A 24,179-nucleotide genomic window follows, 5' to 3' on the forward strand; every position below is an offset into this window, starting at 1 on the left:
GACTTTCGTTTTCCCGCGGTACCACCCTCGTTAGCGCGGCATACGCCGCACTCACTTGATACTTTTAACGCAGTTATGCGTCAGCGGCTTTTCACCGCTGCAACTCTGAGGTGAGTTCGGAAACAAACTTGATTGACTTTCACCAGCCGTCAACTCTCTGCAACAATATCTGTTTCTTACTGCTCCTCTTCATTGTTCTTATCGCAACCGTAATCTAACTGTATTTTATAGAATTCTGTTCATAAGTGCAAGCAGGTTTGTATACAATGGGAATGTACCCTGAACGGGCGAAGATTGAGGACAATTATTCGGGTGGAGTTTTGGTTTGACGTTTGGACTCGGCCGGTTCGCCGCCGCTGTTCAGTTCTCTCACAAAGTCAAAACTTCTGAGAACAGCTTCACCGCCGTAGCCTGAGATAATGGATAAGATGACAAGTTGAATTCCTGAATCGGGGTCAGCGGATAATACAAGTAAAATGGAAGCTGTCATTCCGATAAACCAATCTTCCAAAAATCCAAGGTAGATAAACCGCTTCGTCATTCTGGGCTTCTCCAGCCTGCCTCTCTTTTTCACATGACCGAGAATCCCCATGATTCCTCCAATTACACAAGCAATAAGTACCTGATGCAGCATCTTCATCATCACCTTCCTAAAGCCCTTATTTCGTAAAGCGACTTCAGGCCATCCAGCCCCCTTAAACGATTCCGATGATTTTCGATATCTACATACCGGCAAATCTGTAAAAAGCTTGTTTCTTCCATTATATGTGAACACATGATCGGTAAGCTTGATGCATTGGATTCATTTTTCACCCAGTGACATTTACCTAGTCACCTATTTAGCATGTAGAAAACCTTTCCGTTCATATGTTCAAATTCTGTTCTTATTTTTAGTGTATACGAGGACAAGCCCTAATGACAAACAACAAACTGCACTTGCTTGAATCAGAACATGTGTTGTGCTACGGTTACTGTAGAATTCATTTTAAAAAAGGGGAATATCAGGCTTTCGCATAGCAAGCTGACGGCCTAAGGGGGATTTATATGGCTAGTTTTCAATCATTTGGGATACCAGGACAGCTGGAAGTCATCAAAAAAGCGCTTGATCACGTGCGAGTCGGTGTGGTAATTACAGATCCCGCACTTGAAGATAATCCTATTGTCTACGTAAATCAAGGCTTTGTTCAAATGACCGGCTACGAGACCGAAGAAATTTTAGGAAAGAACTGCCGCTTCTTACAGGGGAAACACACAGATCCTGCAGAAGTGGACAACATCAGAACCGCTTTACAAAATAAAGAACCGGTCACCGTTCAGATCCAAAACTACAAAAAAGACGGAACGATGTTCTGGAATGAATTAAATATTGATCCAATGGAAATAGAGGATAAAACGTATTTTGTCGGAATTCAGAAAGACATCACCAAGCAAAAAGAGTATGAAAAGCTTCTCGAGGATTCCCTCACGGAAATTACTGCACTTTCAACTCCTATTGTACCGATTCGCAATGGCATTTCGGCTCTTCCGCTAGTCGGAAACCTGACAGAGGAGCGATTTAATTCCATCGTTTGCACATTGACGAATATCTTATCAACATCCAAAGATGATTATTTGATCATTGATTTATCCGGATTGGCCCAAGTGAACGAACAAACGGCCGACCAAATTTTCAAGCTGAGCCATTTGCTGAAATTGACCGGAACTGAGTTAATCATTACCGGCATTAAGCCTGAATTGGCCATGAAAATGAATAAATTGGATGCCAATTTTTCATCGCTGAAAACATTTTTAAATGTAAAGGATGCCGTTAATGTCCTTCCGATTATGTAAAAAGATCCCGCTCATCCGGCGGGATCTTTCAGATTGTTGACAAAATCCTAAAATGGTTTTCATTTTAGGATTTTGTCATCTTTTCAGCGTGATTGAAAACCCTTGAAGTCTAGGAAGGACGAGCATAGGAGCGGAGCGAATGTTCTAATTCGTGAGCACCGAAGCGCAGGCCTGACAACGAATGCGAGGGTTTGTCGACACGCTGAAAGATCCCGCTCACCCGGCGGGATCTTTTATTATGAAGAGATTGATGCCTGCTTATTTGTTTCTTTAGCTGATTTTAGCCGTTTGTCATATAGAAGCGTTGTGGCAATACTGATCAGCAGCAATACCAACAGAGATAAAACAAGAGCCTTAATGCCGTAATGATCGACAAGCACTCCTCCGAACAGGGGACCAATCATTCTGCCGCCTGTCGCCGCACTGTTGACAAAGCCTTGATAAAAGCCTTCTTTCCCTTTAGGGGCAAGCTGATTGGCAATAGTCGGCACAGCAGGCCAAACAAGCATTTCTCCGATAGTCAGGATCACCATCGCAGCAAGAAACATCGGAAATTGCTTTGCAGTCAGCAGCATGCTGAAAGACACAATAAAAATGATAAAGCCAATGACCATTTGCGCTTTTAGCGACTCGGCCCATTTTTTCACCACAAAACTGACGAGCGGCTGGCCGAGCACAATTAGAATTCCGTTAACTGTCCATAGCACGCTGTATAAGGAAAGAGATATTCCAATGCTTTGTGTGTACGAAGCAATTGTGGTGGACCATTGAGAATAAGCCAGCCATCCGAGTACATAGCCTCCGCTTAAAATGATCAATGCGGCAAATTTTGCTTTGCTGTTCACTGCATCATAATCAAGCACGGATGTTTGGGATGCATCGCCCGTCTGAATATTTCGAAATCCGAAATATACAATAAAGAAAAAGATCAGATACAATACGGCATTTGCCAAAAATACATATGAAAACGAGAAAGATGCCACGACACCGCCAAGCGCTGAACCGACGGCCACACCCGCGTTTTGCGCGACATATATCGCATTAAATGCCTTCCTTCCCCCTTCAGGCCATACCGATCCCGCCATTGCGTAGCTGGCCGGAAAAACAACACCGGAGCCAAAGCCCACAATCGTCAGCAGCACAATATAGGTCGGCCAATCATGAAAAAAGACAAGACCCATCAGGCTTGCTAACGTAATGGCTATCCCAAGCATAATCGATTTAAAACCACCGATTTTATCAAACAAAAAACCTCCGCATAAATTACCAGCCACACTGGCGCCGGAATTCAGCATCAAGACAAGGCCGGCTACTGTTAACGACTTTCCTAAATGATTATGGATATAAATCGTATTCAGCGGCCATAAAAAAGAAGCACCCGTCACATTGATAAACATTCCAATGACTAAAATTTTAAGAGCACGCGGCATACTCATCCCCCTTTCTTACCTAAAAAAGCTCATGAAAAAAACGAAACCTAAAACGGCTCCGTACGAATCCAGTTATCATAGCACATTCATTCTATCTGTCTCTCTCACATTTTTCAACTGATGAGCGTGAAAAAATCTAACAAATATTGTTTGAAAAATGTAAAATAAATAGAAAAAGGAGTCATATTATGGAAATGGTATTAGCATTCTTAGGTTTTCTGGCATGTCTCATTGCACTGGGCTATGGATTATATCACTTTGTCAGATATGTACTGAAAAAGGAAAAACGTTTCTCCAAGAGACTTTTTTGGCCGCTTTTCATTGGAGGCCTGTTGTTGCTCTTTACCGGGGCCAGCATTGGCAGAACCTGACACTTCCGCAGCAAATGCCGAGAAAAAATATTCAGCGCTAAACGCCGAATATAAAAACCTCACAAAAGAGCATGAAGAACTTGAGAAAGAATATATATCTGTCAGCTCTGAAGCAAAGAAATTAAAAGACAACAAAGAGGATCAAGACAAGCTTGAGAAGCTTAAAAACGAAAATAGCGATCTAAAAAAGACTCAAAAATCATTAAAAGCTGAGATTAAAGAGCTTCAAGAAAATCAAAAGCAGCTCAAAGAAGATGCAAAAACGGCAAAGGCTGAAAATGAAACACTCCGACAAGATAAAACAAAGCTTGAAAATCAATTAAAAGAGACGGAAAGCCAAACCGCCAGTTCTCATGAAGACACTGGAAGTTCTTCAAGCAATACGAGTAAAAGTGATGAAACCAAAACAGCTGACAAAGCAGAAAGCTGTAATATCAAAGGAAGCAAAAACGGCATCTACCACACGCCAGGCAGTACATACTACGACCGGACAACCGATCCGGCTGAAATGTTTTGCTCAGTAGAAGAAGCTGAAGCGGCCGGTTATCGGGCGCCAAAACGATAAACAAAAAGCTCCAGAATGTCTGGAGCTTTTTCTGTTTCACAACGACGATTTAATGACCTTCTTATAATAAAGAACTGACAGAAAACCAAAAATGGAATAGAGCGCAGTATATAATACCATCACCATAATCATAGGCGTCCACACCTCTGATCCAAATAAAAACCAGCCGGATTGGACGGCAAAGTAACTGTGGAAGAGGCCGACAACGAGCGGAATGCCGAAGTTATACATTTGTTTGATGCGTATTCCCTTTATTAGGTCGCCCTGCGTAAAACCGAGTTTTCTTAAAATCGTATAGCTCGGTTTTTCATCTTCACTTTCACCCATTTGTTTAAAATAAAGGATACAACCTGATGTAATCAGGAACGTTAACCCTAAGAAGCCGACGATGAACATCACCATACCAAACAGTGATTTTTGCGCAGCGCTTGTATCCAGTCTTGATAAATGCTCGTTTTTCTTGTTCACCTGTTGAAAAAGCTCATTTGCTTTTTCCATTTGATCGTCATGTTTCACATTGACGCCGATAAAGGTAGATTGCGCCAGCTGAATGCGGGGGTCTTTATCCTTGTTCAGCTGTTTAAACAGGCTGTCATCCACAATGACAGCGGGCATGCCCCCGCTTGTAAACGTGTAGGACACAAGAAACTCTTCTCTTAATCCTTTATATTTTAATGGCTGCGTCTCATGTTTGCTTTTTACTTTAATAACACCAGAGTCCTTGAAAACCATTATTTTTTGCAGCAAGTCGGTGTATCCTGAGAAAACGGCTTCTCCAGCCGCCACATCGACTCCTTTTACATCTTTGTCGCTAACAACAGCAAGCTGCATATTGCTGGGATCGCCCTGCATCTCTTTCGGAGTTCCATCCATGATATTTGCAATGTCAACATTTGCTTGTAGGACAGGTGTTGCCTTTTTTACAAACGAGATGTTGCTTTCCCTCAGTCTGTTTTCAAATAACGTGGCATCTTTCTCATTCATGAATGAAAAATCAGCCGCTACATTTTGTTCAGCGGTCTTTTCCGATGAGTAATACGAGATGTAAGCAAGAGATAACAGCCCGATGGCGAGCGCTGAAACGGTTGTAATAATCGTCAGCAAAAGCGCATTCGATTTCATTCTGAACATGATCGATGACAGTGACAGGACCTCAGAAATATTTAAGTAGCCGCCCTTGCTTTTTCGAATGATATTCGAGATAAACGTAACTGATCCTTTATAAAACAAAAACGTCCCGATAATGACGCTCCCAAGAATGAAGCTCATCGCACCAAACAGTTCATTAATGGTCTTAAATTTCCCGCCAAACAGCTCAGAAGACACATAATATCCTGTCAAAATCAACACGATGCCTAAAGCGCCGATTATCATTTGGAAAAATGATATTTTCTTTACTTTGTCTTCAGTGGAGGACGTTACTTTAAACAAAGATAAAATACTCTGTTTTTTGATAAACGTATAATTCATGATCATGATCAAAAGGTAAATGCCGCAGAACACAATGACCGTTTGGACCAAGGCCTGCTCAGAAAAATGCAGTTTCGCATCCGCTTTGACATCGACAATTTTGAACAGAATCATCAAGACCAGCTTCGATATCGAAAACCCGGCCGCTACCCCGATCGCTAATGAACCGAAATACAGCATGACATTTTCTGCACTTAAGATGCGAAAAATTTTATGTTTTGTCATTCCAATTAATTGAAACAGCCCGATTTCTTTACTCCGTCTCTTAATAAAAATCGTATTGGCATATAAAATGAAGATCGCCACCACAGCCACAAGCAAAATCGAAGCGGTTTTAATAGCCGCAGCTCCCTTAATTGAAGCCTTCACTTCGTTAATTGCTGGATCATACTGCAGCGTGACAAAGGCGAAATAAAGCGCCACGCTAAAGATGAGCGCAAACACATACAGATAGTAATTACGAAGATTCTTTTTCAAATTTCGCAGGATGAGCTGATTAATGTTCATGCTGCACCCCGCCTAACACGCCTTGCGTTTTCATAATATCCTGGAAAAACGTCTGCCTGTCCTGGCCCCCTTTATTCAGCTGTGTATACATTTGCCCATCCTTAATAAAAATGACTCTGCCGCAGTAGCTGGCAGCGACGGGATCATGGGTAACCATAATAATCGTGGCGTTGCGTTTTTGATTGAGCTGGCTCAGCTTATTTAATAGATCAGAGGCCGATTTCGAATCAAGCGCGCCGGTCGGTTCATCAGCGAAAATAATGCTCGGGTCGTGAATAAACGCTCTTCCGGCGGATGTTCTCTGCTTCTGGCCGCCGGAAATTTCATTCGGGTACTTATCCCGCAATTCATATATTCCCAGTTCTTTTGCAACTTCCTCAAACTTGCGATTGGCTTCCTTTTTTGATAGTTTCGTGATCGATAAAGGCAGAAGGATATTCTCTTTCACTGTCAATGTGTCTAACAAATTGTAATCCTGAAAGATAAAGCCTAAATGCTGTTTTCTAAATTCAGCCAGCTGCTTTTCCTTCATAGCCGTCATGTCATTTCCATTAATATGAATGGTTCCGTGACTGACCTGATCGATTGAGGACAGAACGTTGAGCAAAGTGGTTTTTCCCGACCCGGAAGCACCCATAATACTGACGAATTCGCCCTTTTCAATGTGAATATCGATGCCCTTCAGCACTTCCTGTTTATTCAGCTTGTTTCCATAACTTTTTCGAATTTTATTCGCTTCTAAAATCACCATTTACGCAGTCTCCTTTATATTGGATAATCTCATTATAAAAAGGAATGCCGGGCTTTTCCTTCGATACGGCGAACAAAAAAGAAAAGCATGTGACATTTTCGTCACACGCTTATGACATGTTCAAATTGATTCCGTCTTGGAAAGGTTAATGTAAAAACTGTCCCCGCACCAAACTCCGACTCAACATCAATATGGATCAATAACGGCGCCGCTGCTTTTTTTGCCAAGTACAGCCCCATGCCAGTTGACGCTTGATCATGGTGATCTGTTGTGGATGTAAACCCTTTATCAAAAATACGCGGTACATCTTTTGGATCAATGCCCCTGCCACAGTCTTTCACTTGGAGCTGCGTCTGTTCCCCTTTTCGAAAGCTTTTGATCTCAATTTCAGAGGCTTCGCTGTATTTCACCGCGTTTGTCAGCAGCTGCCTGATGATAAACGCCAGCCATTTTGCATCGCTCAGCACTTCTTTGGCCTCGAGCTGTATGTCAAAACCGATCCCTTTTTGGATACACCACGATTGTAAATCTTTGATTTCTTTAAAGATCAAAGGCTGAAGCTGAATGAATTCTACTGACAGATCGTTTTCAATAAATGAAATGCGTTTTTGATGAAGCTGCTGATCAAGAAGCAGGTGAATACGCAGCCATTCATATGACAGCTGGGATTTCAGTGCTTTTTCTTCCATTCTATCAATGATTAAATGCATCGCTGTTAATGGGGTTTTGACCTCATGGATCCATGCCATCAGCTCATCTTTCTCATTTTCCAATGTTAAGCGATGCCGTGCTGCGGTCTGCTTCAAGTGTTCTGTTTGCCCGGCAATGCTTCTTTCAATCATTGCTTCAAACGGCGTTTCCGGTTCATTTATGGCTGTCACATCGAGATTGTTCTCCCATGTTTTCAAGCTTTTATAAAACGCTGTTTCTTTCCGATAGCGGAACCAAAGGAATATGATAAAAAACAAGATGCACAAATACACCATATAAAGTACATTCCCGAATGATATGGAAGAATCGACAAAAGCAATGAACAGCATCAAAGCCTGCTGAAACAAAAACGCGGCAATCCAGCTCCGCCTTTCGATAAGGAATGCTTTAATCATAGAACTTGTCCTCTTCCTTCGCGATGTAGCCCTGGCCCACCTTTGTCTCGATATATGCACCAAGCTGCAGGACGTCCAATTTTTTTCGCAGGCGATTGACATTGACGGTCAGCGTATTATCACTAACAAAACGCTCATCGTTCCACAAGCTTCTGATCAGCTCTTCCCGGCTGACGATCTTGTTTTTTTGCTCTATTAATTGTTTTAGAATGAACATTTCATTTTTGGTCAGTTCAACAGATCCTTTGTCATTGCTGACGAGGTTCTGCTCCGCGTCTACAGCAGCGCCGCACCACGTTTTAATCGTATTCGGCTCCGTATTATAATGGTGCACACGCCGGAACATCGCTTGGATTTTCGCGATCAGCACATCAAAATGAAATGGCTTTTGGATAAAGTCATCTGCCCCGAGCTGCATGGACATCACCATATCAGCAGGATGATCCCGGGAGGATAAAAAGAGAATCGGAACATTTGACCGGGAGCGGATCTGCCGGCACCAATGAAAGCCGTCAAATTTAGGCAGCTGTACATCAATAATGACACAATCAGGATTAACCGCCGCAAATTCCTGCAGCACCTGACTGAAATCCTGAATGCCGTATACATCATAGGACCATCCCGTTAAACGATCCTTGATTTCATGAAACAGCGATTCATCATCTTCAATCAGCAAAAGTTTAAACAATCAACTCACCGCACTTTTTCCTTTTTTATCAAGTGTATAGCAAAACGCTATCATGCGCTATAGAAAAAGCCGGCTGTCTCAGCCGGCTCGTTCGCATTATAGTTCTCTTCTCAACGCTGTCAGCACGTTGGTTTTTGTTGCTTTTCTCGCCGGGTTCATTCCGGAAATGACTGCAACCCCTCCGCAAATCACAACGGCAATGATCACAAGACTCGCCGGGATGTAGGAGAATGTGTAATTCAAGTCGCCCGCATCGCTTCCGCTTGTGGCCGCAAGGATCATCGGAACGGCCAGGTTGACAAGGTAGCTCACGCCGTAAGAAATGATAATCCCAATCACACAGCCTAAAATTCCGATATACGCGCTTTCCATCAAGAACATTCGGCGAATGATTGACGGGCTCGCCCCAATCGCTTTCATAATGCCGATCTCTTGCGTTCTCTCTGTCACCGCCATCGTCATCGTGTTAAAAATGCCGATCGCTGAAATGATAACTGCGATACATCCGACAAAGATCAGTCCGATTTTGAAAACCATGAAGAAGGTATTGGCTCCCTCAAGTTCGGTAGTCACTGATGTGACATAGTACCCGTCATCTGTTAGATCATTTGTCAGCTGTTCCACATTCTCAAACTTATCAGCAAAAACACCAATGTTCGTTTCAACATTTCCGCCTTTGAAATCTAAGAATTCCGAAAAATCTTTTTTGAATTGATCACTGATAAAAATGTTTGAGTCCTCCATCCAGTCTTGAGATGGTTTTTTTGTAATACCGACAATTTTAAAGTCATATGCTTTTGTTTTTGTAACATCCCCTGTTTTAGGATCTGTCTTCGATACACTTAGTTCTATTGTTTTGTTCAGAATATCTTTCGTATAGCCCTTTGGTTCTTTTATATCTTCTGGATTTCCTTTTGCTTCTTCGATTTTTTTGTTATATTCTTCCGATTCTTTTTTCGTCAATAATCTCTTTGCGAAGTCGTATCCTACTACGATTTCATTTTCTGACTTTGCGACTCTTCCCTTTTCCAATTCCATATTGGCCTTTAATTCATCATTCATATTAGTAAAAATGAGATTTGAGCTTTCATTTGTGCGATTGCCTAAAGTAGCTTTGTTTGGTTCATACACTTGCGTTCTTTCTACAACTGACCTTACGTGATCATACTTCTCTAAATCAGCTTTTTTAATAGGCTTGTCTCCTTCCTTGCCCATTACACTGACTTTCGTTACAATCTGCTGGCTCATTGTCATATCTGTAATTGTCTTTTGAATCCCAAATCCAACGGACGACAGCACAACCAAAAACGCACACGCCATCGTTGTTGCAAGAATCGTCATAAAGACGCGAAGTCTGTTTTTCTTCATATTTCTTCTGATAAAATGAACCTGATCCTTAAACCTCAACGGTAATTCCTCCTTTTAGCACACCATCATGAAGCTGAAATTTTGAATGTCCGATAGAAGCGACTTCATCATCGTGAGTAATGATCACAAATGTAATGCCACGCTCACGATTCAGCTGCTGGATCAATTCCAGCACTTCATGTTCCGTTTCTGAATCAAGGCTTCCCGTCGGCTCATCCGCTAAGATAATCGAAGGATTTAAAATCAACGCTCGAGCAATACTGACACGCTGCTGCTGGCCGCCTGACAGTTCATTCGGATAATGAGCGGCGTGGTTTTCCAGACCGACGCGTTTCAGCATGTCCTGCACCTTTTGCTTCCGCTCAGAGGGCTTGATTCCTTTTAACGCCAGCGGCATTTCAACATTCTCATACGTCGTTAAACCCGGGATGAGCTGAAAGCTTTGGAAAATAAACCCGAAATGATCAAGCCGAAATTGCGCCCATTCCTTTTCATTAAACCCCGTAACATCAGTGCCATTAATGACAATCCGCCCTTTTGTCGGCGATATGTAGCCGGAAATCAAATTCAAAAGCGTTGATTTCCCTGAGCCGCTTCGCCCGACAATACAGGCGATCTCACCTTTCGCCACACGTAATGAAACATCCTTCAATACTGGAACTTCATTCTCACGGCCCTTTTTTCCGATCGTGAAAGAATGGTCGATATGCTGAACATCTATCATATGTTCTCTCTCCCTTACAAAAGTTTTGTTTTTTTATAAATCGCAAAATAACTAATCAAGAAACCGATTACCGCACCGGCAGCCATGCCAATGAGATAACCTGCAAAGCTCTCGCTTGCCGTAAAACCAAAGTAGCCGAAGCCCATGATTCCTATGATAATAACGATGATCTGCACCGGGCGGTTAAGCGGCTTCCATAAGAAGAAATATCCGTTTCTTTCATTAGACAGTTTGACAAAGCTAATATAGCCGATGATGTAAAAAATGATAGTCATGATAGCCGGAATGACTAAATAATATGGTGAATTCTCAGCCCATTTCGAGTCTACATAAATTATCGGAATGAAATACTGCACCCATTTGGGTACTGGACCATGGATAAAATCTATTGATCCGCCAAAAAGGATCTCGAGGTTGATCGCAGGCAGGCTGATGAGCAAAAATGGCGAAATGGCTACGGTAAATGAGACCAAAAGCTGGGCAAAAATATTGCCTGTCAGAGCTCCACCCGCCATAACAAGCGAATAAGCCAGCATGCTGACAATGATCATCCCAAGACTGTAATTGTGAAAATAAACGGCCTGATCTGGCTTCAAAAGCATGATCAGCAAAACAGACAAAACATAACCGATGAGCTGCGGCACCACAATCACCATTCCACCAGTAAGGAACTTCGCATGAAATATCTGCCCTCGTGTATATGGAAGGCTTAATGTAAAATCAAAAAAGCCCTTGCTTCGTTCAATCCCTAGCTGGCTGACCGCCAAAACGACTCCCCAAATCCAAAACAATGAGATAAATGAGCTGTTTAAATAATCAACGCTGAATACGCAGGGGCCGACCCAATTTTCTTTTCCAGTGACACAGCCTTGATAGATGAGATACATATTTAAAATTGATAATGGATTACCTAATATAAAAACCAAAATGGTGATAACTAAGGCGACTTTATTCTGCCGCCACTCTTTGTAAAACAGTCCGGAATCCGGCAACTCACTTCCCTCCAAACCTAAGGCATTTCTTACACTTTTGTTTTCTTATAAATAGAGAAGTAGCTCACAAAGAATCCAGCCACTGCCCCAATGATCATACCCAAAATATAACCAATAATGGAATGTCCGGTATAGTATCCAAATAAACCAAATCCAAGGATGCCGAAAGCCATAACCAGAATTTGCACCGGACGGTCTAATCTGTTCCATAAGAAAAAGTGTCCGTTTCGTTCACTTGGATGCTTTTTGAAGCTTATCAAACCAATCAAGTAAAATAGAATGCTCATTACGGCTGGAATCAATAAAAGATATTTACTGTCAGATAGCCATCCATTTTCAACGTAACTAATCGGTACTAGATAAGTTAAATTGCTTACCAGGGAGACATACGCCTCAGGAGAAGGAAACATTTCCCATATATTCACACCAAAAGCAACTTCTAGGTTTCCAACCGGCAATGCAATAATTAAATACGGCAATATAGCTGCAGAAAACGCGGTTAACAGTTGGGCAAAAGCATTCCCAGTTAACGCTCCGGCGGCCATCACCAATGAAAAAGCCATAAAACTTATCACGATTACTCCAATGCTGCTGTGCTCAAAAAAGTAGACGTGTTCAGGGTTATAGACAAGAATCAGCAGCCATGCAAGTAAAAAGCCAATCAATTGTGACAGCACAATCACAAAACCGCCTAACCAAAATTTCGTCTGAAAAATTTGGCTTCTGTTATACGGGAGGCTTAATATAAAATCCATCGCGCCTTTCGAACGTTCCATTCCCATGAAGCTGACCGCCAAAATGACACCCGGCACCCAGTTGATATCTATCAGATTGCTTACTCTATAATTGACAATAAAATCACAATATTGCGGGTCTTGATGAGCCAGACATCCTTGATAAGACAAATACGTATTCACAATAGAGAGCGGATTTGCCAGCACTAAAAACGCAATACTCAGCAAAATCACCACTTGATTCTGCTTCCACTCTCGATAGAGGAGACCACGGTCTACCATCTCCGCTTCCCTCCAAACTTCGCAATGAACACTTCTTCCAAGTTGACAGGAAGCTCATTCCATACTTTTGGCTTCAGCTCTCTCAAAAAGCTCTTTTTCTCCTCATCGCTTTTCGGAATCAGCACTGTGTAAAACACGCCGGCCTGATCGAGCATCGGAATGTTTTGCTCTCTGATGGCCAAATTGACATCTGTATCGAAGGCCATTTGAATTTTAATGTATTCTTCTTTTAACTCATCAAGATCCATGACGTTGGTCAGCCTGTTATCTTCAAGAAAACCAATTCGGTTGCACATCCGCTCTATGTCTTCAAGCCGGTGGGACGTAATCAGGATACTCGTATCACGCTCTGCCACTTCATCGACCATCAGCTGCAGCACATCATGTCTAGTTACCGCATCAATACCGTCCGTCGGCTCATCCAGGAGGATCAGCGCCGGTCTCGCCGCAAACGACAGAACGAGGGACAGCTGTTTTTTCAAGCCTGTCGACAGCTCACGGTATTTTTTCGTTTCCGGAATTTCGTATCTGTTCATCAGTTCATTCGCGTACGTGACATCAAATTTCGGATATATTCTTCTCAGGATATCAACAAGCTGCTTGTATGTATACTTGTCGTAAAAAGGATTTTGAACAGGCATGTAGATGATATTTTGTTTGACCTTCGGGTGCTTTTTGATTTCTACGCCATCAAATAAAATCGTTCCGCTGTCAGCGAAAATGATTTGCTGGATTAAGCGAAGCATCGTCGTTTTGCCCGATCCATTGCGTCCAAGCAATCCAAAGATTTCTCCTTTTTCGATTGTTAATGAAACATCTTTTAATACTTGATTGCCGTCAATCGCTTTTGACAGCTGCCGCAGTTCAATCATTTTTTTTGCCTCCCTTCACATCAGCGCTGATTTCCTTTATCCATTCGTGCAGTTTTTCCAGCTCAACCCCTGCATAGTGTGCATCGATGATGAGCTGTTTGAGTTGCTCTTTAATCATCGTCATCTTCCCTTCAACCAGTGTCGTTTTTGCATTCTCCGATATATAGGTCCCTCTGCCCCGCAGCGTTTCAATAATCCCCTCTCGCTCAAGTTCTTTATACGCTTTGCTGACAGTGTTCGGATTCGCAATAATGATCGTTGCCAATTCTCTGACAGAAGGAAGCTTATCACCAGGCTTCATGATCCCTTTCAAACAAAGCTCTTTCATTTGCTGAATAATTTGTTCGTAAATGGGTGTTGAGCTTCTTGGATCGATTTGAATCATTTACTTCCCTACTTTCTATACGATCTGAACCTTTTATAGATAAAAATGATCAATTATACTTTTTTGCCATTCAAAACCGATCATCACAAGAACAAGAAAAAAAGAACAAGCGATCACAGATGCCGCAATCAGCATTGGCACGTTACGTTTGTTTCGTTTTTTATGTTTCATAACTGCCTCCCTTAATGTCAATATATAAATGATTTTATATTAGTGTCTATAGTGTATTACTTCAATTAGTACACTTAATACAATAAATACTTTGACTCACAAAGTCAATCCTTTTTTTACAAAAAAACGGACCCTTTTAAAAGGGTCCGTTTTCCTACACATCAAGAGGGTGCTGCAGGATCATATTATTTTGCAAAGATTGAAGCTGAAGTCTCATTCTGTACAGCTGTTCTCTCTGCTGATCATTTGACGACAGCCATAGTTTATTCAAGGCATTTACCGCATCTTCTAGCTGCATTTGTGCATCACTATATTCTTGATCGTTATAATGCTCTTGTTTAGAAGCGATTTTCAGCTGTTCTTCAGCATAATCATAGGCCTGCATACATTGCTGGAGATGTTCATCTACTGATTGTCTTGTTGCCACAGTAACCCCTCCTCTTGGTAATGGAAATCATCCATCATTCATATTGTAGCCTCATCTGACTTTATTCAATAAAGTAATTTATGGTCGATATTCATTTGTTCTCTTGTGAAATGCGTGCTACAATTTTAGGATGCAATCGTACGCAAGGAGGCACATGAATTGTGATGCAGAACAATCCTTTTCCTTATTCAAATACGGAAAAACGCTATCATACATTGAATTATCATCTCAGAGAACATTTCGGCCATAAGGTGTTTAAAGTAGCGCTTGACGGCGGTTTTGACTGTCCAAATCGGGATGGCACCGTAGCCCACGGAGGCTGTACGTTTTGCAGCGCAGCAGGCTCCGGAGATTTTGCTGGAAACCGGGCCGATGATTTAATTACGCAATTCCACGACATCAAAAACCGCATGCACGAAAAATGGAAGGACGGCAAGTACATCGCTTATTTTCAGGCTTTCACAAACACTCACGCCCCGGTTGAGGTGCTTCGTGAGAAATTCGAATCCGTCCTCGCTTTAGATGATGTGGTTGGCATTTCGATCGCCACTCGCCCTGACTGTCTGCCTGATGATGTCGTTGATTACCTGGCAGAGCTGAATGAACGCACCTATTTGTGGGTGGAGCTTGGGCTTCAAACAGTTCATGAACGGACTGCACTTCTGATCAACCGCGCACATGATTTTAACTGCTATGTGGAAGGCGTCAATAAATTAAGAAAACACGGCATACGTGTCTGCTCGCATATTATCAACGGGCTGCCTTTGGAAGACCGGGACATGATGATGGATACGGCAAAGGCCGTCGCAGATTTGGATGTCCAGGGCATTAAAATCCATCTGCTTCACCTACTGAAAGGCACGCCGATGGTCAAGCAATATGAAAAGGGAAAGCTGGAATTTCTTTCTCAAGATGATTATGTGCAGCTCGTCTGCGATCAGCTTGAGATCATTCCGCCTGAAATGATCGTCCACCGCATTACAGGTGACGGACCGATTGAGTTGATGATCGGGCCAATGTGGAGCGTCAACAAATGGGAAGTGCTTGGCGCCATTAATAAAGAGCTAGAAAATCGAGGCAGCTATCAAGGAAAGTTCTTTCAGCGGCTTGAGGAGGAATCAGCGCTATGATTTTGAAGAAAATTCTTCCCTACAGCAAAGAACTGCTGAAAATGGCCGCGGGAGAAGGAGATATTGTCGTAGATGCGACAATGGGCAACGGACATGATACACAGTTTTTAGCGGAGCTTGTTGGTGAAAACGGCCATGTGTACGCATTCGACATCCAAGAATCAGCCGTGGCCAATACAAAGGAACGGCTCGGTGACATGTATCAAGCGCGAACAACGTTATTTCACAAAAGCCATGATAAAATCGTTGAATCCCTCCCGCCTGAAACACATGGCAAAGTGGCGGCCGCGGTATTTAACCTCGGCTATTTGCCGGGCGGGGACAAATCAATTACGACAAACGGCAGTTCTACGATCAAAGCCATTGAACAGCTTCTCAGCATCATGAAAGACGAAGGTCTAATTGTTCTCGTCGTCTATCATGGGCACCCGGAAGGCAAAGCTGAAAAAAACGACGTGCTTGAGTTTTGCCGGGACTTGGACCAGCAAACAGCGCGTGTATTATCATACGGATTTATCAATCAGCAAAATGACCCGCCATTTATTATCGCCATCGAAAAAAAAGCTCAGATCAGCAAATGATTTGAGCTTTTTTCTTTGAGTTTTTCATCCAGGACATTTTTTGAAATTTCCGGTAGGCTCTGCCGTTGATATAAAAGAAAAGGGAGGTTTTTCCGCTGGCTTTGATCAGCTTCTTTGCGAGCCGGCCCATTTCCTTTTGGCCCGCCACTTTATCATCTGACAAATAAACGCCAAGCAAGCCGCGATTGATTAAACGATGGAAGTTTTCATGCGGAATGCCTTGTAAATGCTCGTCGGCTTTATGGATAAAGTGTTCAAGCCGGTCCATCATCTCTTCATGAGACTGATAATACGAGCAGAAATTCAAGTCTCCTTCCAGCAAGTCCTCCTCTTGATCAATCAAATAATCAAGCAGGATATGAAGGCCCTGTATGTAAGGAAAATAACTGTCGCGGATTTTTTTAGCGGTGCTTTCTGTGAAATCAGGCTGGAACGAATACGCAACCAGACAGAAAATGCCTAACGTTGAGCCTGCACAGGCTGAAAATTCATACCATTCCATCTCAGGCAGCTCTGATTCATATTGAGTAAACCACTTTTCAAGCCGCGGAACACGCTCATGCTCAATAACGTGCTTATGCACCTGCAAATCGCAATAATAGCCGCACAGTTCAAGCAGATAAGGTTTAATCATGTCATAGTGCTCAATGGAGCCGAGAACACGCTGGCACGTTTTAACCAGTTCATGCAAATATCCGCTGTCATCCTGTTCTTCCCTGAATTGATAATAGTTTTGCAGTTCCGCCCCAACTGTCAGTGCATCCTGCATTGAGGCATGGAGCATCCGAAAATCCTGCGGGTCCAGCGAGGTGCTGCGGTCACACAGATTGTCCAAATAATCACTAATCGTTTGATACGCGATGATAAACTCGACACATTTCTGCTTTTGGCTGCCTGACAATAAGGCCAGTATGCCGCCGCCTTCACAGTGAAACGTTTTGTCCCGAATACTTGCGGTTGCCTGTGCTTTCAATTCACTGTTATGAATCGATTCTGATTTTTGCTTCCATATGTCCAGCTCTTGATGAACGAGCGGAAAAATATCTCGATATACCTTTGCCATCAATCCAAAAGGATGTTCCGGTACTGTCAACACATGCACCCCCTACTAGTTCAAATATATTGATCAGTAAACGCTCTTGCTGCTTTAAAGACATCTTCTCTCTCGGGTTCATTGAAGATCTCATGGTAAAGCCCTTCCCACTCTCTGTATGCTTTATTATGAGAAGCAACACCATTAAACCACTTGATGACCATCGTTTTGTCAACAAGCTTGTCATCACCGGCTTGCATCACAAGAAGCGGAACTTTCAAAAATGCCTCTGTCGGCACCATTGCCGAGTCAATTGTCTTTAAAAGCTCTCTGTACCATCTGACAGAAACTTTCCTGACGTATAACGAATCATTTTGGTCAGCCTCGATGACGTCCTCATTGCGCGTCGCCATATCAATTGATAATCCCGAATCAACCTTAAGTGACGGAGCGATGACATTCAGGCCTTTTGATGCAAGATCAAGCGCTTTATTGACTTTAATTTGCAGTCCGAGACACGGTGATGATAAAATAATTCCCGTAATCCGGGGATTTCTTTGCTGTTTAACCCATTCAATCGCGACCAGACCGCCCATGCTGTGACCTAGAAGAAAAACCGGCAGATCAAAGGTTCGCGCTTTATCTATCCAAGCATCTACTTCATCAATGTATTCTTGAAACGAGCGAATATGCCCTCTCGCTCTTGTCGTTGTTCCCTGTCCAGGCAAATCGCCCATGACAACGTGATAACCCGAGGACCGCCACATTTCAATCAGCCATTTATATCGTCCGTGATATTCACTTGCCCCGTGAATGATTACAATCACGGCAACAGGTCTGTCTGCTTTCCAGGTCCACATGCTCTTCACCTCATACGAAATTTAAATAGAGAAAGAAGGATGAATCTTATGATCTACCCTTATAAGGAACACAAGCCAGATATCCACCCAACAGCCTTTATAGCTGATAATGCAACAATTACCGGTGATGTCGTGATCGGAGAACAGTCCAGCATTTGGTTTTCTGTTGTCATAAGGGGAGATGTTGCGCCGACCAGAATCGGAAACAGAGTCAATATCCAAGATTTAAGCTGCCTCCATCAAAGCCCGAACAAGACGCTGCTCATTGAAGATGACGCCACGATAGGCCATCAGGTTACACTTCATAGCGCTGTTATCCGCAAGAACGCCTTAATCGGCATGGGCTCAATCATTTTAGACGGAGCCGAAATTGGCGAAGGCGCTTTTATTGGTGCCGGCAGTCTTGTCCCGCCTGGAAAAACCATTCCGCCTGGCCATCTCGCCCTTGGCCGCCCTGCAAAAGTCATCCGCCCTTTGACGGAAGAAGACCGAAAAGATATGCAAAGAATACGGTCAGAATATGTAGAAAAGGGCCAATATTATAAATTTCTTCAACAAACATAAGACCTGCTTCGTCTTACTTTACCATTTTTCAAATTATATTTGAAAGCAATAACCATCGTTAACCCGGACGTCATCACAGTTCGGGTTTCGATTTTTCCATAAAACGTTCACATATAGCATGAAACGTATGACTTTTATCTTATCACAAAACTATAAACAGCCTCTGCAAACACACATACCTATTCTTTCCTGTTCTTTATTTTCTATGAGCACACACAAAAAGAGCCCACTGGGAGCTCTTTTTGTCAGCTGATATTTCGTTCGCTGGCAGCAGCCGCATTTTTTTTGTGAAACCCTTTTCCATAGTACACAGCCAGCAAGATGAGAAACCATATCGGCCCGATAATCACGGCTACTCTTGTATCAGGGCTGTAAGCCATAAGAATGACGACGAATGCTAGAAATGCCAATGACACATAAGATGTAAACGGAAATAAAGGCATTTTGTACTTTAATTGTTTCTTTTCTTCCGGCTTCAAACTTTTCCTGTATTTTATTTGAGAAAGCAAAATGATTGCCCACGTCCAAATCGCTCCGAACGTCGCAATACTTGTAACCCAAGTAAATACCTTCGCAGGGACAACATAGTTTAACAGCACTCCGACTAATAAAGCCCCCGCTGAAGCCAGAACAGCTTTACCCGGGATGCCGCCTTTCGTCAGCTGACCGTATGCTTGTGGCGCCTCTTTCTGTTCCGCCAAGTTAAACAGCATCCGTCCTGTGCTGAAAATACCGCTGTTGCATGAAGACAGCGCGGCAGTCAACACGACAAAGTTAATGATACCTGCGGCCGATGGAATGCCCACTTTTTGAAATGTGAGAACAAATGGGCTTCCTTGAGAGCCAATTTCCTGCCACGGATAAATAGACATAATGACAAATAAAGCGCCTACATAAAAAATCAAAATCCTCCAAAATACTGTATCGATTGCTTTGGCTAACGATTTTTGCGGGTTTTTTACTTCGCCAGCCGTCACCCCGATCATTTCAATCCCTAAATAGGCGAACATGACCATTTGAAGAGACAATAGAACCCCTTTTAAACCATGAGGGAAAAATCCTCCGTTGTTCCACAAATTGCTGATTCCAGTGGCAATGCCCCCATTGCCGACTCCTGCAATAATCATCAATAAACCGACAGCAATCATGGATAAGATCGCAACAATTTTAATCAATGCGAACCAAAATTCCAACTCACCGTAAGCCTTGACAGCCAGGAAATTAACACCCGTCATAATGACCAGTGCCGATAACGCCCAAATCCAGTTTGGCACGTCAGGAAACCAGAACCCCATATAGATACCGACAGCAGTAATTTCGGCCATACAGGTGACAACCCATAAAAACCAGTAGTTCCACCCTGTTAAATAGCCTGCAAGCGGTCCCAAATAATCACGCGCATACCTGCTGAAGGAGCCTGCGACCGGTTTTTGAATGGCCATTTCCCCAAGCGCTCTCATAATAAAAAACATGACCAGGCCGCTTGCGGCATACGCTACCAAAATACCAGGCCCTGCTAATTGAATAGCTGATGCGGAGCCGAGGAACAACCCTACTCCTATAGCAGCTCCTAAAGACATTAAAGAAATATGCCTTTCTTCGAGTCCGCGGTGCAGCTCTTGTTTTTGTTTTTGCATGCTTCTTCTCCCCTAGAAAAAAATATCATTATATCATTTTTCTGAATATTCCGTACAGATCGGGTAAATCAATGATGATGGAGAAATAAAAGGATAACAACAAGGCTTTCGACTACTCGAAAGCCTTGTTGTCTGTTACACAAAGATGACTTCTTTAGGCTGATGGCTCAGCTCTTCAGGCATATACCGTTTTTCAATATTGATGCTGTGCCAGATCATAAAGATCAGTACAGTCCAGATTTTACGGCTGTTATCAGCCTTGTCCGCACAATGGTCTTCAAGAAGCTGAAGGACATAATCCTTATGGATATAAGCATCCGTTTGGCTTTCCTGAATAATATTCCGCACCCATTCGTTCATTTCGTTTTTCAGCCAATGACGGATCGGTACAGGGAAACCGAGCTTTTTGCGGTTTAATACATGCTCAGGCACAATTCCTTCAGCGGCTTTGCGAAGAAGATACTTCGTCGTGCCGTTCTTCGTTTTCAGCTCATCAGGAATTTTTGAAGCGACGTCGAATACGACTTTATCCAAGAACGGCACACGCAGTTCCAAAGAATTCGCCATCGTCATTTTATCCGCCTTTAACAAAATGTCGCCGCGCATCCAAGTGTGGATATCGACATACTGCATTTTGTTGATATCGCTGTACGAGCTGCTTTCTGTAAAGTAAGTCTTCGTCACATCGCGATATGAAAGGTTCGGATTATAATGCTTCAACAGCTGCTTTTTGACAGACTCTTCAAAGATTTTCGCGTTACCGATATAACGATCTTGAAGCGGAGTACAGCCGCGCTCAAGCAGGCTCTTTCCTCTCATACCTTCAGGCATAACGGCAGCAACGTGCAGAAGCATCTTTTTCAGGCCGGACGGAATGCGTTCAAACGGTTTAAGCGAAAGCGGCTCACGGTAAATGTTATATCCGCCGAAGAGCTCATCCGCTCCTTCACCTGATAAAGCAACCGTTACATGTTTTTTCGCTTCTTTTGCAACAAAGTACAACGGAATCGCTGCCGGATCAGCAAGAGGGTCATCAAAATGCCATACGATCTTCGGAAGCTCATTCATGTATTCCTCGGGCGAAATGACTTTGCTGATATTTTCAATGCCCAGCGCCGCTGCCGTTTCTTTCGCTACATCAACCTCACTGAAGCCCTGCTGTTCAAAGCCGACAGAGAATGTTTTTAAGCTTGGATGAAATTCCTTCGCAACAGACACAATAAAGGAAGAATCAATCCCGCCAGACAGGAACGAACCGACAGGAACGTCACTTCTCATATGAACGTTTACAGAGTCATAGATCGCGTCTCGGACTTCTTTCACAAGCTTGTCTTCTTCAGTCTGAACCGGCTTGAAGTTCGCTTTGAAATACGTTTTGAATGTGATATCGCCGTCCGGGCGGATTGTGAATTGTGAACCCGGCTCTACTTTTTTCACATGGGCATCAAGCGTGCTTGGTTCAGGAACAAATTGGAAAGACATGTACTGCTGCAATGCCTCTTTATCTATTTCAATATCATTCTGAGCAACCATTAAACTTTTTCTCTCTGAGGCAAAATAAACCTGATCATTGATCGTTGTGTAGTACAACGGTTTTATGCCGAATGGATCTCTTGCCCCATAAAGCACATGATCGTTTTTATTCCAAATCAGAAAGGCAAACATACCGCGCAGTTTGGACGCCGCTTCTTCTTTATAGTGACGGTAAGTCGCAAGAAGAACCTCTGTGTCCGAATCCGTGTTGAATGTGTACCCCTTTGCTTCAAGCTCTTCTCTCAGTTCGATATAGTTATAGATTTCTCCGTTAAAGATAATCCAATATGTTTCATCTTCATATGATAAAGGCTGTCCGCCATTTTCTACATCAATAATGCTGAGCCGTCTGAATCCGAAGCCGACGTGCTCATCATGGAAATATCCATCACTGTCAGGACCGCGGTGAACGATCATTTGGTTCATTTGTTTGATTAGTTCTTCTTGATCAGCGGTTTGAGCTAACGGATGCTTGTTAAAAACCCCGACAAATCCACACATAGTATTGCCTCCATAATTAAAATTGTCATCATTGAACCCCTATTTATAGACGCTGTGAATAGTATTTGGTTTCACAGTTATGTAAAAAAATAAACATGAATACAACGATAAAAAAGGGAAAGCCGCTTAACCAGTAAGCGGCTATAAAATTATTCTCCTAACGCTTCTTTACGCAGCTGCTCCGCTTTGTCTGTGCGCTCCCAAGGAAGGTCAACATCGTGACGTCCAAAGTGGCCGTACGCAGCAGTTTGTTTGTAGATCGGACGGCGCAAATCAAGCATTTTGATAATGCCGGCAGGTCGTAAATCAAAGTTATTGCGAACAACTTCAATCAGTTTTTCCTCAGAAGCTTTTCCGGAACCGAATGTGTTGATTGAGATTGACACAGGCTGTGCAACACCGATCGCGTAAGCAAGCTGTACTTCGCAAGAATCAGCAAGCTCAGCCGCAACGATGTTTTTCGCAACGTATCTTGCCGCATAAGCTGCAGAACGGTCTACCTTCGTCGCATCCTTACCTGAGAACGCGCCTCCGCCGTGGCGTGCATAGCCGCCGTACGTATCAACGATGATTTTGCGTCCTGTAAGTCCCGCATCCCCTTGAGGGCCTCCGATTACGAAACGTCCTGTAGGGTTGATGAAATATTTTGTTTCTTCATCAATCAGCTCTTCAGGAACAACCGGATTGATGACATGTTCTTTAATGTTGCGCTGAATTTGCTCAAGTGTAATTTCAGGATGATGCTGAGTTGAAATAACAATCGCGTCAATGCGGACTGGTTTGTTATTTTCATCGTACTCAACCGTTACCTGTGTTTTGCCGTCAGGGCGAAGGTACGGAAGAATATCTTCTTTACGGACTTCACTTAGGCGGCGGGCTAATTTATGGGCAAGTGAAATTGGAAGAGGCATAAGCTCTTTCGTTTCGTTGCACGCATAACCGAACATTAATCCTTGGTCACCCGCACCAATCGCTTCAATTTCTTCGTCGCTCATTGTGCCTTCACGGGCTTCAAGCGCTTGGTCTACGCCCATCGCGATATCAGCAGACTGCTCATCAATTGATGTTAAAACCGCACAAGTTTCCGCATCAAATCCGTATTTTGCACGTGTGTATCCGATTTCTTTAATGGTTTGGCGAACCGTTTTCGGAATGTCAACATACGTAGAAGTTGTGATCTCTCCGCTTACAAGAACCAAACCTGTTGTCACAGATGTTTCACAAGCAACACGCGCGTTAGGGTCTTTCTTTAAAATTTCATCTAAAATGCTGTCAGAAATCTGGTCACAGATTTTATCCGGATGCCCCTCCGTAACAGATTCTGATGTAAATAAACGACGATTTTTACTCATGATTTGCTTCCTCCTGCACAAGGCCTCCCGAAAGACCTTGTATATATGATACGGAACTCGCTCCCTCTTATACAATGTACAGTTATATTAGAGAATGTTAATTGGCATATTTATGAAATAAAAAAACCTTTTCCATCGAGGAAAGGGTTTGGTCTTTGTGCCTTTCACTCTTATCGCTCAAGGAATCATACAACCTTGCAACAGGTTAGCACCTTGGTTGTCTCACTCAGTTGAACATAATAAATAACAGAGAAACCGGTTGCTGGGCTTCATAGGGCCTGTCCCTCCGCCAGCTCGGGATAAGAGTATCCGCTC

General features: G+C 43.0%; 23 protein-coding genes, 1 pseudogene, 1 riboswitch and 1 other annotated feature (1 of these 26 only partly in view). Of the genes and pseudogenes, 5 read left to right on the forward strand and 19 right to left on the reverse strand.

The features are described from left to right. Window positions 1-202: a binding site (T-box leader), on the reverse strand; it reaches 13 nt to the left of the window's first position. Between the two features lie 102 nt (window positions 203-304). After that, on the reverse strand, window positions 305-640 hold the full coding sequence (locus tag NYE53_RS15050; RefSeq protein ID WP_003246114.1) for a DUF4257 domain-containing protein: 336 nt from the start codon (window positions 638-640) through the stop codon (window positions 305-307). Window positions 641-1,044: 404 nt separating this feature from the next. Here NYE53_RS15050 and NYE53_RS15055 point away from each other — a divergent pair, with 404 nt between their 5' ends. Continuing rightward, window positions 1,045-1,830, forward strand: coding sequence for a blue-light photoreceptor (locus NYE53_RS15055; RefSeq protein ID WP_014480616.1), 786 nt, complete (start codon window positions 1,045-1,047; stop codon window positions 1,828-1,830). Between the two features lie 236 nt (window positions 1,831-2,066). Here NYE53_RS15055 and NYE53_RS15060 read toward each other — a convergent pair whose 3' ends face one another. Beyond that, complete coding sequence (locus NYE53_RS15060) at window positions 2,067-3,260, reverse strand: MFS transporter (protein ID WP_339245434.1); 1,194 nt, start codon at window positions 3,258-3,260, stop codon at window positions 2,067-2,069. A 188-nt stretch (window positions 3,261-3,448) separates the two neighbouring features. On the opposite strand from NYE53_RS15060, the pseudogene NYE53_RS15065 reads away from it, so the two are divergent. Further along, a pseudogene (locus NYE53_RS15065) lies at window positions 3,449-4,196 on the forward strand (hypothetical protein). A gap of 36 nt (window positions 4,197-4,232) precedes the next feature. On the opposite strand, the gene bceB reads toward NYE53_RS15065, so the two are convergent. The 12 genes from bceB to NYE53_RS15125 all read right to left on the reverse strand — a co-directional run bounded on the left by bceB (window position 4,233) and on the right by NYE53_RS15125 (window position 14,673). Further along, window positions 4,233-6,173: a bacitracin ABC transporter permease BceB gene (gene bceB, locus NYE53_RS15070; protein WP_339245437.1), complete on the reverse strand. Its 1,941-nt coding sequence runs from the start codon at window positions 6,171-6,173 to the stop codon at window positions 4,233-4,235. Further along, the gene (gene bceA / locus NYE53_RS15075; RefSeq protein ID WP_003229137.1) at window positions 6,163-6,924 is read right to left on the reverse strand and encodes a bacitracin ABC transporter ATP-binding protein BceA; all 762 of its coding nucleotides are present in this window, start codon (window positions 6,922-6,924) and stop codon (window positions 6,163-6,165) included. The genes bceB and bceA overlap by 11 nt, the downstream gene beginning before the upstream one ends. A 101-nt stretch (window positions 6,925-7,025) precedes the next feature. After that, the gene (bceS, locus tag NYE53_RS15080) at window positions 7,026-8,030 is read right to left on the reverse strand and encodes a two-component sensor histidine kinase BceS (RefSeq protein WP_339245440.1); all 1,005 of its coding nucleotides are present in this window, start codon (window positions 8,028-8,030) and stop codon (window positions 7,026-7,028) included. Then, window positions 8,023-8,718, reverse strand: coding sequence for a two-component response regulator BceR (gene bceR, locus NYE53_RS15085; protein ID WP_339245444.1), 696 nt, complete (start codon window positions 8,716-8,718; stop codon window positions 8,023-8,025). Before bceR ends, bceS begins: the two co-directional genes overlap by 8 nt. A gap of 96 nt (window positions 8,719-8,814) precedes the next feature. Then, window positions 8,815-10,125: an ABC transporter permease YtrF gene (gene ytrF / locus NYE53_RS15090; protein ID WP_021480351.1), complete on the reverse strand. Its 1,311-nt coding sequence runs from the start codon at window positions 10,123-10,125 to the stop codon at window positions 8,815-8,817. Continuing rightward, window positions 10,115-10,810, reverse strand: a complete 696-nt coding sequence (gene ytrE / locus NYE53_RS15095; protein ID WP_014477726.1) for an ABC transporter ATP-binding protein YtrE — start codon at window positions 10,808-10,810, stop codon at window positions 10,115-10,117. The genes ytrF and ytrE overlap by 11 nt, the downstream gene beginning before the upstream one ends. 14 nt (window positions 10,811-10,824) lie before the next feature. Continuing rightward, window positions 10,825-11,802: an ABC transporter permease YtrD gene (gene ytrD / locus NYE53_RS15100; RefSeq protein ID WP_327828263.1), complete on the reverse strand. Its 978-nt coding sequence runs from the start codon at window positions 11,800-11,802 to the stop codon at window positions 10,825-10,827. Between the two features lie 29 nt (window positions 11,803-11,831). Further along, on the reverse strand, window positions 11,832-12,818 hold the full coding sequence (ytrC, locus tag NYE53_RS15105) for an ABC transporter permease YtrC (protein ID WP_327828264.1): 987 nt from the start codon (window positions 12,816-12,818) through the stop codon (window positions 11,832-11,834). Further along, window positions 12,812-13,690, reverse strand: coding sequence for an ABC transporter ATP-binding protein YtrB (gene ytrB / locus NYE53_RS15110; protein WP_003229123.1), 879 nt, complete (start codon window positions 13,688-13,690; stop codon window positions 12,812-12,814). The genes ytrC and ytrB overlap by 7 nt, the downstream gene beginning before the upstream one ends. Then, complete coding sequence (ytrA, locus tag NYE53_RS15115) at window positions 13,683-14,075, reverse strand: GntR family transcriptional regulator YtrA (protein WP_003229121.1); 393 nt, start codon at window positions 14,073-14,075, stop codon at window positions 13,683-13,685. Before ytrA ends, ytrB begins: the two co-directional genes overlap by 8 nt. 33 nt (window positions 14,076-14,108) lie before the next feature. Beyond that, window positions 14,109-14,246, reverse strand: coding sequence for a hypothetical protein (locus tag NYE53_RS15120; protein ID WP_003229119.1), 138 nt, complete (start codon window positions 14,244-14,246; stop codon window positions 14,109-14,111). Window positions 14,247-14,400: 154 nt separating this feature from the next. Next, the gene (locus tag NYE53_RS15125) at window positions 14,401-14,673 is read right to left on the reverse strand and encodes a YtzC family protein (RefSeq protein ID WP_003229117.1); all 273 of its coding nucleotides are present in this window, start codon (window positions 14,671-14,673) and stop codon (window positions 14,401-14,403) included. A gap of 161 nt (window positions 14,674-14,834) precedes the next feature. Here NYE53_RS15125 and NYE53_RS15130 point away from each other — a divergent pair, with 161 nt between their 5' ends. Together NYE53_RS15130 and NYE53_RS15135 are read left to right on the forward strand one after the other, a co-directional pair. After that, entirely contained in the window at window positions 14,835-15,803 is a 969-nt protein-coding gene (locus NYE53_RS15130; protein WP_064670861.1) for a TIGR01212 family radical SAM protein, read from the forward strand. After that, entirely contained in the window at window positions 15,800-16,384 is a 585-nt protein-coding gene (locus NYE53_RS15135; protein ID WP_161621753.1) for a class I SAM-dependent methyltransferase, read from the forward strand. Before NYE53_RS15130 ends, NYE53_RS15135 begins: the two co-directional genes overlap by 4 nt. Here NYE53_RS15135 and tbcS read toward each other — a convergent pair. Continuing rightward, complete coding sequence (gene tbcS / locus NYE53_RS15140; RefSeq protein WP_004399076.1) at window positions 16,374-17,477, reverse strand: tetraprenyl-beta-curcumene synthase; 1,104 nt, start codon at window positions 17,475-17,477, stop codon at window positions 16,374-16,376. The two genes, NYE53_RS15135 and tbcS, sit on opposite strands and share 11 nt — an antisense overlap. Window positions 17,478-17,497: 20 nt before the next feature. Next, window positions 17,498-18,277 (reverse strand): phospholipase YtpA, encoded by a 780-nt coding sequence (ytpA, locus tag NYE53_RS15145; protein ID WP_014477734.1) that lies wholly within the window; start codon window positions 18,275-18,277, stop codon window positions 17,498-17,500. Between the two features lie 48 nt (window positions 18,278-18,325). Between ytpA and NYE53_RS15150 the strand changes: the two genes are divergently transcribed. Beyond that, window positions 18,326-18,841 (forward strand): gamma carbonic anhydrase family protein, encoded by a 516-nt coding sequence (locus NYE53_RS15150; RefSeq protein ID WP_327828266.1) that lies wholly within the window; start codon window positions 18,326-18,328, stop codon window positions 18,839-18,841. 245 nt (window positions 18,842-19,086) lie between these two features. On the opposite strand, the gene alaP is transcribed toward NYE53_RS15150, so the two are convergent. From alaP to metK, 3 genes are all read right to left on the reverse strand, one after another. After that, window positions 19,087-20,478: an alanine permease AlaP gene (alaP, locus tag NYE53_RS15155; protein ID WP_003229105.1), complete on the reverse strand. Its 1,392-nt coding sequence runs from the start codon at window positions 20,476-20,478 to the stop codon at window positions 19,087-19,089. A gap of 135 nt (window positions 20,479-20,613) precedes the next feature. Beyond that, a complete protein-coding gene (gene asnB, locus NYE53_RS15160) occupies window positions 20,614-22,512 on the reverse strand; it encodes an asparagine synthase (glutamine-hydrolyzing) (RefSeq protein ID WP_004398625.1) in 1,899 nt (632 codons plus the stop codon). Between the two features lie 149 nt (window positions 22,513-22,661). Beyond that, window positions 22,662-23,864, reverse strand: a complete 1,203-nt coding sequence (metK, locus tag NYE53_RS15165; RefSeq protein ID WP_003229102.1) for a methionine adenosyltransferase — start codon at window positions 23,862-23,864, stop codon at window positions 22,662-22,664. 167 nt (window positions 23,865-24,031) lie between these two features. Continuing rightward, window positions 24,032-24,170, reverse strand: a riboswitch (SAM riboswitch). Window positions 24,171-24,179 lie beyond the last annotated feature (9 nt).

It is taken from the genome of Bacillus sp. FSL R5-0523 (genome assembly GCF_037975295.1).
GTDB lineage: Bacteria > Bacillota > Bacilli > Bacillales > Bacillaceae > Bacillus > Bacillus subtilis.